The organism is Flavobacterium erciyesense (assembly GCF_018069925.1).
Lineage (GTDB): Bacteria > Bacteroidota > Bacteroidia > Flavobacteriales > Flavobacteriaceae > Flavobacterium > Flavobacterium erciyesense.
The window spans coordinates 1-12922 of the sequence record NZ_JAGPXB010000014.1 but is presented as its reverse complement, the minus strand read 5'-3'; the positions used below and the strand labels follow the sequence as shown (position 1 = coordinate 12922).

Below are 12922 nucleotides of genomic sequence, written 5' to 3'. Positions count from 1 at the left end.
TTTTATGATTTTAATAACTTTTTATTACATTAGCTCAAAACATCAGTTTATGAAATCGTTACAAACTTGGTTCGAGGAATACAGTGTAAGTCATCAAAATGTGACCAATAAGCAAATCCATTACATTTGTGTACCTGTAATTTTCTTTTCGGTGGTAGGTTTATTCATGACCTTCCCTAACGAAATACTTGCTCCACTAGCAGCTATACATCCTATAACTGCTAATTGGGCTTTTGTAGTTCTTGTATTTGTACTACTTTTTTATTTAAGATTATCGTTCAGCATGGGATTAAAAATGCTACTTTTTGCAGCTATTTGCTTAGTAGGAAATTATATTGCTGCTCAATTTATTCCATTATTATTTTTCTCTGTAATTGTATTTTCAGTTGGTTGGATTGGTCAGTTTTACGGACACAAAATTGAAGGTAAAAAACCCTCTTTCATAAAAGATTTACAATTTTTGTTGATTGGACCAGCTTGGGTTATTCATTCGGTATTTGCCAGCAAGTAGTTTAATTCCATACTCTAGTAACCTTTTTTAAACTAAAAAACTTCACAAAAGCGATTTTCTTAATTCAGTTAAGGAGATCGCTTTTTTATTTAGGAGCCCATATAAAAAAAAGAAGAAAATACACTACTTTTATACTATTCTTACTAAGAAAAACTTTTTTATTAAAACAAAACTTCATTTATGAGAGGTATTCTTTTATTCCTGCTTTTTACCTGCACAGTAATGCAATCGCAACAATTTGACAAAAAATGGCAAGAAGTGCTTGCAAACGAAAATCAGGGTAAAATAAAATCTGCCTCTGTACTCGTTGATAGAATTTACAAGAAAGCAGTCCAAAATAAGAACGAAGAGCAAATTATCAAATGCTTTTTTTATAAATCAAAATACCTGCAGGTAGTCGACGAAAACGCACAAGCAAAAATCATTGAAAATTTGCAGTTTGAAATCAAGCAAGGAAGCCCTGCCAGCAAAGCACTCCTGAACTTAATTTTTGCTAAATGCTTACAAGATTATCAGAATAAAAACGGCTATTTGATCGATAGCAGAACAAATACAACAGGAATTGATTCCGAATTCATGACTTGGTCTCAAAATGATTTTCAAGTAAAAATAGCAACTGCCTTAGAACAATCTTTTACGGATGAAAACGCATTACTTGCAACTCCAATACAGAAATTTGGGGCCATTTTTGACTTGGGAAATGAGGAGCAATTAGAAAATAAAAACGTGCTGAATTATGCTATTCAAGAAAACATTGCAACGATAAGCAAAACATTATATAATTGGGAAATTGACAAGAAAGACTTTCAACCAATAGAGCAGCCTTTGTTTGGAAAATCTATTGATTTTTTAGCCTTGAATTTTGACTCCATAAAAAATAAAAAGTTAAAACGAGTTTTGCACTTATTTCAAAAACAAGAGAAATATTCAAATGACTTAAGCAAGCAATTAGAGCGCATTCAATTCTTTAATAGCATGTTATTGCCGAATAATGAACTTTACGCAAAGGCATTGAATACGCTACAAAAGCAAACCAAACAAGCAACTTTAATTCAAAAAATTCAGTTAGAAAAAGCAATACTGCTTAATAACTCGGCATCAAAAACAGTGCATCCTGAGTACAATATTCAGGCAATTAGTTTGCTTGATAGCATTTTAATAATCAACAACCGATCAAACGCATACAAACAAGCACTACAAAGAAAACAAGCCATTACAGAAAAATCGCTGTACATGCAACTTCAAAAATTTACTTATTCTAACGAAAACACAAGGGCTTTTATCACCTATACCAATACGGATAATATCAAAGTATCTTTTTATAAAGTGGACCAAAAAATACTGAATAAATTGAATGGCAATCGCTTGAAAAATGACAGTTTGATGCTTGCCTTGACCAAAAACACAAAGCCTCAAATTAGCAAAAACTATGGTTTAGAAGACCGAAAAAATTATTTTAACTACACTACAGAAATTGTATTACCGCCTCTACCAACCGGGCGTTATTTAGTTTTTACAGAAAGTGAAACTGGAACCGAAAATCAAAAAGCATTTGCGTACGAAACCATAACCGTGAGTAATTTATCAGTTTTGGGATGGAACAAAAAAGCAACGGATAATTATCAAGTACTAAATAGAAAAACAGGTAAACCTATAGCAAATGCTATTGTGGAATCGCCTAGATTCCGAATTGAAACTGGAAAAAACGGTATTGCTACCTATCGTGATCCATTAAAAAAAGACTATGGTTATAGCAACGAAACGCTAACGATTATTCATGAAACTGATACACTTCAAGTAGACAAAAATTACATTTCTTCGATCGATGATTATAGCGAAACCGATGATGAAGATGTAAAAGGAAAAGTTGAATTTTATTTGGATCGCGCCATTTACCGCCCTGGGCAAACTGTGTTTTATAAAGGTATTGCAGTGCAAAAAAGCAAAGGAAAAACGACTATAGTTCCAAAAACATCCTTTTCCATTGTAATAGAAGACACCAACAATTCAACCATAAAAGAGATAGAAGCTACTACCAACGAATTTGGATCTTTCTCAGGCTCATTTGTTTTGCCGGCTTCGACCTTAACGGGAACTTTTCGCATTCTTGCAGAAGAACCTGATGATTATGAAAAAGACACCGTTTATAATTTAGAGCAAGATGAACATCCTTTTTGGGACAATGTTGATTTTGACAATAGTCAACATTCATTTCAAGTTGAAGAATACAAACGACCAAAATTTGAAGTTACTTTTGAACCCATAAAAAAAGGATTTGAATTGGGCACCAAAGCTACTGTAACTGGGCAAGCCAAAGCTTTTTCAGGCAGTAACCTATCAAATGTACCCGTAAAATATACGGTACAGCTATCTACGCAATATCAAAACAGATATTATGGCGACAATGCACCCGAAATTGTTGCTACCAGCGAAACGACTACAGATGCTTCGGGAAAATTCAATATCGATTTTACCGCCATTCCTCCAGTAAATGCTATCAAAGAACAGCTTCCTGTTTTCAATTATAATGTGACCGCAACCGTAACCGATAGCAATGGAGAAACACACTCGGCAACTACTAATTTAAAAATAGGTTACCACGATTTAGTCCTTAATGCAAGTCTACCCGGACAAATTGAAACCAAAAATAAAAATGAAATCATTTTAAGTAGTACGAATCTAAACGGACAATTTGTTCCCACTCAAGGTGAAATCAAACTGTATTTTATTCGAAGCTTTACTAGCAAGTTTAAAGATAGAATTTTTCCGCAACCCGAAATACAATCCATCAGCGATGATGAATTTGAACGTCTGTTTCCTTTTGAAAAAAATGAAAAAGTGAATAATTCCAACAGCAAAGAATTGCTTCTTTATACCAAAGAAATTAACACCGAAAAAGACAAAAAAATAGCTTTAGATTTCATTTCCAAATACCAATCTGGTTTTTATAAAATTGTATTCTCGGCTGTAGATCATTTGAAAAATAAGATTGAAACTACTACGAACTTTAAATTAATTCAAAGTAGTGATGTCTTGGATAAAAGTAAAATCATTACAGCCAAAATCATAAACAATAATCCTAAAAAGGATGGATTCGTAAAACTACAGCTACAATCTGTAATTCCAGAACTTTTTATAAACGTAAGTGGTAATTATCATGAAGATTTGTTTTTTGAAAAAGCAGTTCCATTGCAAAACAACCAAGCCATAGTAACAATTCCTTTCGCAAATACCTTCGAAAATAGCGTTATCATTGGTCTAGAAACCCTTTTTGAAAATCAAATATTTACGGATGAAATTCCTGTTGAACTGTTGAAAGAAACTAAATCTTTAGCCTTTAACGTGGCGACTTTTAGAGACAAATTGCAACCTGGAACTCTCGAAAAATGGTCTTTTCAATTAAAAGCAAACAACAACAGTCAAGAGGCTGAAATTCTTGCTTCAATGTACGATCGTTCTTTAGATCAATTTACATATAGAAATTGGGAAGGATTGAATTTTACTAATTATACTGATAATTCAACAAATTTCAAAACAAGTTTAGGATTTGAAAAAGGATACTGCAGCATTCGATATTTAAACCCAATTAAAAATAATTTTGAATTGGATAATGAGGATTTACACCTTTTATGGTTTGGTTTTAATTTCAACGATTCCTTTACCCAAAACCAGCAGGCTATTTACCGAAAAGAACTGAATCGAAAAAGCAGAAAACCACTTACTGCAACCATGATATCAGGAATAGTCACTGATGGAAATGAACCACTTCCTGGTGTATCAATAACCATCAACGGACTAGACCGAAGTACACAAACAGACTTTGATGGATATTACCAAATTGAAGCTGCCACAGGAGAATCATTAACCGTTAGTTTTATTGGTTTCAAAGCAAAAACAATTATTGTTGATGGCAAAATACTGGATATTCAGTTGGAAGAAGAACAAAACTCTCTGGAAGAAGTAGTAGTAGTTTCAGGATACGGCAGTGTAAAAAGTAAAGCATTATCTGCAGCTGTCACCATAGTGGAAGCTGATAATAACATATACAACGCAGCAGCAATTGACAAAAATCTACAAGGCAAAGTTGCAGGACTTGCTATCACTAGCGCTAACGACAAAATCATCATTCGTGGAGCAGCTAGTACCTCGGCACCATTAAATGCGCTATGTATCGTTGATGGTGTACCTATGAGCATGGAACAAATTAAGGCGATACCAGCAGCTGACATACTAAATGTTGAAGTCCTGAAGGATACTAAAGCAACTGCCTTATACGGCGACAAGGGCAAAAATGGCGTGATTATAATTACCACAAAAAATGCGTTGCAAGCTTTAACAGAAGTAAAAGCAAGAACTAACTTATCTGAAACTGCCTTTTTTTATCCGCATTTGCAAAGTGATGCCAAGGGCAAAGTACAATTTTCATTTACCTCACCCGAAGCACTTACCGCCTGGAAACTACGTTTAATGGCGCATAATAAAGAAGCGGTTTCTGGCTATTTAGAAAAAACAGTTGTTACCCAAAAAGAGTTGATGGTAACCCCTAACCTACCTCGTTTTTTTAGAGAAAAAGACAGTATTACCATCACTGCCAAAATTGCCAATATCACCAAAGATCCAAAAGTTGGAATCGCAATTTTTCAATTGTATGATGCCACAAATATGCAGTCAATTGATTTAAAAATGGCAAATAGCAAACCGACCAAAAACTTTACAATTGCTCCCTTTGGTAATACCACGGTAAGCTGGAAAATCTACATTCCAGAAGGTTTGCAAGGTGTACAGTATAAAATTTTGGCTAAAGCAGGAGATTTTTCAGATGGCGAGGAAAATATTGTACCCGTTTTAACAAACAACATGCTTGTCACAGAAAGTATTCCGGTTTGGGTGAGAGATAATTCTAAGAAAGAATTCACCTTTAATAACTTAAAAAACAACTCTTCATCTACTTTAAAAAACCATCAATTCACCTTTGAATATACTTCAAATCCTACTTGGCTCGCCGTACAATCATTACCGTATTTAATGGAGTACGAACACGAATGTGCTGAACAAACCTTCGCTCGTTTTTATGCTAATGCACTAGCAACGAACATCATCAACAGCAACCCAAAAATTGCTCAAGTTTTTGATAATTGGCGTCAAAAGGGAACCAAAAACAGTCCATTAGAAACTAATGAAACTCTCAAATCCATTATTTTGGCCGAAACACCTTGGCTCCGTGATGCTACTTCGGAGGAAGAAAAAAAACAAAGACTAGCCACACTTTTTGATTTAGAAAAAATGAAATCATCGCATGAAGCTACATTTGACAAACTAAAACAAAAGCAAAAATCATCTGGCGGATTTGCTTGGTTTGATGGCAGCGATGCCAACGAATACATTACCAGACATATTGTAGCTGGTTTAGGTCACTTACAAAAATTAAGTTCTGACGAAAAAACTACTGCAAGTATCAGTACAATTACAAAGACAGCGGTACCGTACTTAGACCAACAGTTTTTGCGAAGCCATAATAATAGCGCTGCTAATAATTCCACTTTGATTTGGCGCAACCCATACACTGAATTACATTTTTTATTCAGCAGAAGTTTTTTCCTAAAAACAAATCCAACTTCGGATACGCTGACTAAAACCATCAACAAATATCTTGATGCTGTTAAAAAAGAATGGTTGACTTATTCTTTGTATGAAAAGGGCTTAGCTGCACTAACATTAAATCGTTTTGGCGAACAAGAAAGTGCCAAAAAGATAATTGAAAGCTTAAAGGAAACAGCCTCGAATAATGAAGATTGGGGTATGTATTGGGTTGCCAACAAATCAGGTTGGTATTGGTATCAGGCTCCTATTGAAACACAAGCTTTGCTCATTGAAGCTTTCACAGAAGTGACAAACGATAAAAAATCCGTTGATGACATGAAGGTTTGGTTGCTCAAAAATAAACAAACAAAAAATTGGCCAACTACAAAATCAACTACTGAAGCCATCTATGCATTACTCATGCAAGGCACAGATTGGCTGAGTGTCAAAGACAATACCGTCGTTAAGATTGGAGACGAAAAAATACTGACCAAAAAACGCTCCGAAACAGATAAAGAAGCTGAAACAGGATACCTCAAACTCACTTGGAAAGCAGCTGAAATCAAAAAAGAAATGGCTACCGTCAACATTCAAAACAAATCAAATGTTCCAGGTTATGGCGGAATTTATTGGCAATATTTTGAAGATTTAGATCAAATTAAAAGCAGCGATAATCAAAACCTGACTGTATTAAAAGAATTATATCTCAGCAAGGATACGGCAAATGGCAAACAATTAAACAAAATCACTGCTGCAAATCCGCTACAAATTGGTGATTTGGTTACCGTTCGATTAGTAATAAACGCCAAAGAATCTATGGAATTTGTACATCTAAAAGACATGCGAGCGTCTTGTTTTGAGCCTACCGATGTGCTTTCTACTTACCAATATAAAGGTGGATTAGGATTTTATCAAAGTACAAAAGATGCAGCAACTCATTTCTTTTTTGATAAGATTGACAAAGGAACATATGTTTTGGAATATACTGTTCGCGTGAACAACAAAGGCGATTTTTCGAACGGAATTTCGACCATTCAAAGCATGTACGCTCCAGAATATTCTAGCCATACCAAAGGAATTAGAGTTATTGTTAAAGAATAATAAAAAAAAAATCCTTTGCAGAAATCCGTTTTCTCGTGCAGGAAACGGATTTTTTTCATCCCATTTAAAGGAGCAACTCCATTAAAAAACTTCTAACAAACTCAAAAACAGTTACAATTCTAAATCATAACGCTAAACCAACATTGGCATAACATTGTAAGAGTACATTCGTAAAAACTTTTTATGAAAAGAAAGCGAAAAATACCTTTAGTTGTTATCAGTGATGTTCACCTTGGCACGTACGGCTGTCACGCCAAAGAACTACTCCATTATTTAAAATCCATCAAACCTAAAATTTTAGTTTTAAATGGCGACATTATTGACATGTGGAGCTTTAGCAAAAGTTACTTTCCTGCTGCACACATGGAAGTGCTGCGTTACATTATTAAAATGTCAAATATGGGCACCCGCGTAATCTACATTACCGGAAACCATGACGAAGCACTCCGAAAATATTCTGATTTTATACTTGGAAATTTAGAACTAGTTGATAAGCTAGTATTAGACCTTGACGGACAAAAAGCGTGGATTTTTCACGGCGATGTATTTGACTCTTCAACGCAAGGCTACGCCAAAATAGTAGCTAAACTCGGTGGTAAAGGCTATGACTTACTTATATTAATTAACAGTTTTATCAATTGGATTTTGGTATCGATGGGTAAAGAGAAACGAAGCTTCTCAAAAATGATAAAAAATAGTGTCAAAAAAGCAGTTGCTTTTGTATCCAATTTTGAGACAACGGCGGCAGAAATCGCTATTGAAAAAAAATACAGTTATGTAGTATGTGGCCACATTCACATGCCACAAAAAAAGATTGTCAAAAATGAGAACGGACAAGTGCTGTATTTGAATAGTGGCGATTGGGTTGAAAATTTGACCGCATTAGAATATCGAAAAGAAAAATGGCGCATTTACCATTATCGTAAAACAGATTTTATGACCGATGATTTACATGAGAATCTAGTAACGACTGATATTGTCTCAAAAATTTTAGCGTAACAAGTCATCATATTTCCAGAAAAGATTAAATAAATTCCTTATTTATGAAAATATTTTATGCCATACAGGCCACAGGAAACGGCCACATTAGCAGAGCAACACAACTGTATCCGTACTTAAAAAAGTTTGGTGAAGTAGATTTTTTTTTAAGCGGAAACAATGCAAGCCTCGATATTAATTTGCCTGTGGCGTTTAGAAGTAAAGGATGTAGTTTGCATTATAGCACTTGCGGAGGACTTCATTACTGGAACATTGCTAAAAATTTTAGACCCTTACAAATTTATAAAGACGCTAGTAGTTTACCTTTAAAAAATTACGATGTAGTGATCAACGATTTTGATTCTGTTACCGCTTTGGCCTGTAAAATTCAAAAAGTGCATTCGGTACAATTTGGACACCAAGCTAGTTTTAAATCTGAGAAAACGCCACGGCCTGAAAAGAAAAGTGTCATGGGAGAACTGATTTTAAAGCATTACGCACCGTCACCTAAACATATTGGTTTGCATTTTGAAAAGTACGATTCGTTCATACATCCGCCAATCATAAAAGATGAAATTGTAAATGCGGAACCGAAAGACCAAGAACATATTACGGTTTATCTTCCTTCTTTTGACAAAGAATGTTTAGAAAAAGCCTTTAATAAAATGCCCACAATACACTTTCATTGGTTTTTAGGAGATATCAAGGAACCATATACGCTCGGGAATATTACCTATTTCCCAGTCAATCAACAACTATTCAACCACAGTCTTATTCATTGCCACGGAATCATTACCGGTGGTGGTTTTGAAACTCCCGCTGAAGCGCTTCATCTAGGAAAAAAGATACTCAGCATACCCATTCGCAACCATTATGAGCAAGAGTGCAATGCTGCGGCTTTGCAACAACTAGGAGTTCCTGTGCGCTACGATGTAGGGAAAGATTTTGAAATCACAATCGAAAATTGGCTAAATGCATCAACCATTTATCCTACCATGCCAGCCAATTCTATTCCTGATACACTTCAATATTTATTTGACACTTACCACGACTAACAATAATCCTAGAACAAAACAATGTTAAACAAAAAAAGGATTTCAGTACTGAAATCCTTTTTTTGTAGAAATAGAAAATAGCTTACTCATTAAGCATTTTCCATAATTTATCTTTTAGTTCGGTAAGTCCTTGCTGCGCTACAGACGAAATAAACATATACGGAATATCTTTAAACGAAGCGTCTAACTCTGTTTTTAATTCTGCTCTCAATTCATCATCTAGCATATCGCACTTAGAAATTACTAACAAACGTTCTTTGTCTAGCATTTCCGGATTGTATTTGGTCAATTCGTTTACCAAAATATCGTATTCGCCTTTAATATCTGGCGTATCTACAGGCACCAAAAATAATAAAGTCGAGTTGCGTTCAATATGACGTAAAAAATAATGCCCCAATCCTTTCCCTTCGGCAGCACCTTCAATAATTCCGGGAATATCAGCAATTACAAATGATTGAAAATCTCTGTAAGCCACAATACCTAAATTGGGTTTCAAAGTGGTAAAAGGATAATCCGCAATTTTTGGCTTAGCCGAAGTCAAAACCGATAATAAAGTCGATTTTCCTGCATTAGGAAAACCTACTAAACCAACATCAGCTAAAACTTTCAATTCTAAAATAACATCCATCTCTACGCCTGGTAAACCTGGCTGCGCATATCTTGGTGTTTGATTGGTTGAACTTCTAAAATGCCAGTTACCTAATCCACCTTTTCCACCGCGAGACAATATTCTTTTTTCACCGTCTTCGGTTATTTCAAATAAAATCTCACCTGTTTCTTTGTCTTTTACTACCGTCCCTAAAGGTACTTCGAGGTATTTGTCTTCACCATCAGCACCCGTACTTCTGTCGCCACTACCATCTCCGCCATTTCCCGCTTTAATGTGTCTGGCAAATTTTAGGTGAAATAAAGTCCACAATCCTTTGTTTCCTACTATGTATACGTGTCCTCCACGACCTCCATCACCTCCATCAGGACCACCGTATTGAATAAATTTCTCACGGTGCAAGTGCGTAGATCCTTTACCACCTTTACCGGATGAAACATATATTTTTACGTAGTCTACAAAATTTCCTTCTGTCATTTTCTTTTTTTTACCGTTGAATATTCCTTTAGTATTTTGCTTTTTACAAGCAGTTTACCTTGCTATTTAACTCAATTTATTCTTAAACATTAATGGATTTTACCATTACTTTATCAATCTTAACACCATCCATATCGATGACTTCTAACTCAAATTTTTGCCAAATTAATTTCTCTCCTTGTTTTGGGATATGAGACAACTCAGTCATAATCAAACCACTTACAGTAGTTACTTCGTAATCATTAATGAGCTCATCCAATTCAAAATAAGTTAAAAAATCATGTAGAGAATAATGACCGTCAACTAACCAACTGCCATCTTCTCTTTCTATCAATTGAAAATCATCCTTATAAAAATCGGCTGCATCACCCACTAACGCTTCCAAGATGTCATTCAAAGTAATTATTCCTTGAAAAACTCCATATTCATCAGAAACAAAAGCGTAGTGAATTCCTGTTTTTTTGAAATTTTCTAGCGCTACGTAGGCCGTAGTTTGTTCCATCATAAATGGCGCCTCGGTCATGATATTAGCTAAATTAAAATTATCATTTTCGAAGTTCGAAAAGATATTTTTCAAGTTCACAACCCCAACAATATCATCGTAATTGTCATTAAAAACCGGGTAGATAGAGTGTAATTCTTTCAACATGAATTCTCTAACCTTTTCTTTATCGGCATGAAGCGGGAGAAAAACAACCGACTTGCGATGCGTCATTAACGAATTAATCTTGCGATCACCAATATGAAAAACACGCTCCACGATATCTTGTTCAATCTCTTGAACTTCGCCCCCTTCAGTACCTTCTTTAATGATAGCTTTGATTTCTTCTTCGGTTACTTTACCATCTGCTGTTGGTTTTATTTGCAACACATTCAATAAAAAATCAGTCGAAGTGGTAAGCAACCAAATAAACGGAGCCGTTACAATCGATACAATTTTCATTGGTAAGGCTACTGCTTTGGCGATAGATTCGGGATGATTAAGTCCGATACGTTTTGGCAATAGTTCACCTAAAACCAAAGAGAAAAACGTTAAAATCACTACCACAACACCCACAGCAACTGGCTGAGCATAAGGCTTAAGCAAATCAAAACCACTCACAAATAGTTCAACATCTTGTGTGATTTTATCACCACTATAGATACCCGTAAGAATTCCGATAAGGGTAATTCCAATTTGCACTGCCGATAAAAATTTATTGGGAGAATTGGCTAAATCAAGTGCGATTTTAGCGCTTTTATTCCCTTTTTTTGCAGCGGTTTCAAGGCGGTTTTTTCGAGCCGAAATCAAAGCGATCTCCGACATAGAGAAAACACCGTTAAGAAGGATTAGCAAAAATATTATGAGTATTTCCAAAGTAGATATAAGTTGGTTGATATAGTGTGTTGTGCCAAAGCAATCAAATTACAATTGGTCAATTACGGCACTTACTCGCTCTGTAATTTCGGCAATAGAGCCTATTCCGTTTACCGCATAAAACTTGTTTTGTGCATTGTAGTAGTCCATTAAAGGAGCTGTTTTTTCGTTGTATTCTTGGTAACGATTTCTGATTTTTTCCTCGTCTTGATCATCTACACGTCCGCTTGTTTTACCACGTTCTAGAAGGCGTTGTACCAAAATTTCATCATCAGCCTCAAGTGCAATTGTAGCCGCTACTTTTGATCCAATTGATTCTAAAAAAGCATCCAAAGCCTCTGCTTGAGCAATTGTTCTTGGATAACCGTCAAACAAAACCCCATTTGTTTCTGGGTGCTTGTTTACCTCATCAATTAACATTTTGGTTGTCAATTCGTCAGGTACCAAATCACCTGCATCCATGAATACGCGGGCTTGTTTGCCTAATTCGGTATCATTTTTTAAGTTGAAACGAAACACATCGCCAGTAGAGATGTGAGTTAATTTATATTTTTCTTTCAAAAACTCAGCTTGAGTTCCTTTACCTGCACCCGGTTTTCCAAATAAAACTATGTTCGTCATGTTGTTGTTTCGTTATTCTTTTAATTTATAAACTTCAGGTAAATTCCTGCCTAATCCATCATAATCTAAACCATACCCTACAATAAATTTGTTTGGGATACGAATACCTACGTAATCAATTTTGATATCTTTTTTGTAAGCCTCAGGTTTAAAAAAAAGTGTTGCAATTTTAAAATGCTTCACATTTTGTTTTTTAAACAATTCTTTCAATTCTACTAAGGTGTTACCAGTATCTACAATGTCCTCAATAACGATAACACTGCGCCCTGTCAAATCTTGATTAACTCCAATTAATTGTTTTACCTCGTTGGTAGAAGTTGTTCCTTCGTAAGATGCCATTTTAATAAACGACACTTCGCATGGTTTTTTATACTGCTTCATAAAATCAGCAACTACCATGAAAGCACCATTTAATACTCCAACAAAAACGGGTGTTTCATCAGCAAAATCTGCCTCTACTTGCGACACCATTTTAGCAATAGCAAACTCTATTTCTGTAGCCGAAATGAACGGAACAAATTGTTTATCGTGAAGTTGTATCATTATTTTTAGGTTTAAAATAATGGGCAAAGATAGCAATTTCTTACTTGACTCAAGCCATTAAAAAAAGAAGAATTATGGTCGCTTAAAAAATG

At 35.1% G+C, this 12922-nt stretch carries 8 protein-coding genes; 4 read left to right on the top strand and 4 right to left on the bottom strand.

Features of this window, described 5'->3' with window-relative positions:
* The first annotated feature begins 49 nt into the window (after positions 1-49).
* The 4 genes from KBJ98_RS12675 to KBJ98_RS12660 all read left to right on the top strand — a co-directional run bounded on the left by KBJ98_RS12675 (position 50) and on the right by KBJ98_RS12660 (position 9225).
* Entirely contained in the window at positions 50-511 is a 462-nt protein-coding gene (locus KBJ98_RS12675; protein WP_210791201.1) for an Mpo1 family 2-hydroxy fatty acid dioxygenase, read from the top strand.
* 180 nt (positions 512-691) lie between these two features.
* Positions 692-7192: an alpha-2-macroglobulin family protein gene (locus KBJ98_RS12670; protein WP_210791200.1), complete on the top strand. Its 6501-nt coding sequence runs from the start codon at positions 692-694 to the stop codon at positions 7190-7192.
* A 183-nt stretch (positions 7193-7375) separates the two neighbouring features.
* The gene (locus KBJ98_RS12665; RefSeq protein WP_210791198.1) at positions 7376-8191 is read left to right on the top strand and encodes a UDP-2,3-diacylglucosamine diphosphatase; all 816 of its coding nucleotides are present in this window, start codon (positions 7376-7378) and stop codon (positions 8189-8191) included.
* Between the two features lie 44 nt (positions 8192-8235).
* On the top strand, positions 8236-9225 hold the full coding sequence (locus KBJ98_RS12660) for a glycosyltransferase family protein (protein ID WP_210791196.1): 990 nt from the start codon (positions 8236-8238) through the stop codon (positions 9223-9225).
* Between the two features lie 82 nt (positions 9226-9307).
* Here KBJ98_RS12660 and obgE read toward each other — a convergent pair whose 3' ends face one another.
* The 4 genes from obgE to hpt all read right to left on the bottom strand — a co-directional run bounded on the left by obgE (position 9308) and on the right by hpt (position 12830).
* Positions 9308-10309, bottom strand: a complete 1002-nt coding sequence (gene obgE / locus KBJ98_RS12655) for a GTPase ObgE (protein ID WP_210791195.1) — start codon at positions 10307-10309, stop codon at positions 9308-9310.
* A gap of 82 nt (positions 10310-10391) precedes the next feature.
* Entirely contained in the window at positions 10392-11615 is a 1224-nt protein-coding gene (locus KBJ98_RS12650) for a hemolysin family protein (protein WP_394369382.1), read from the bottom strand.
* Positions 11616-11714: 99 nt separating this feature from the next.
* Positions 11715-12287: an adenylate kinase gene (locus KBJ98_RS12645; protein WP_210791191.1), complete on the bottom strand. Its 573-nt coding sequence runs from the start codon at positions 12285-12287 to the stop codon at positions 11715-11717.
* 12 nt (positions 12288-12299) lie between these two features.
* Complete coding sequence (hpt, locus tag KBJ98_RS12640) at positions 12300-12830, bottom strand: hypoxanthine phosphoribosyltransferase (protein ID WP_166138070.1); 531 nt, start codon at positions 12828-12830, stop codon at positions 12300-12302.
* Between the last annotated feature and the right edge of the window lie 92 nt (positions 12831-12922).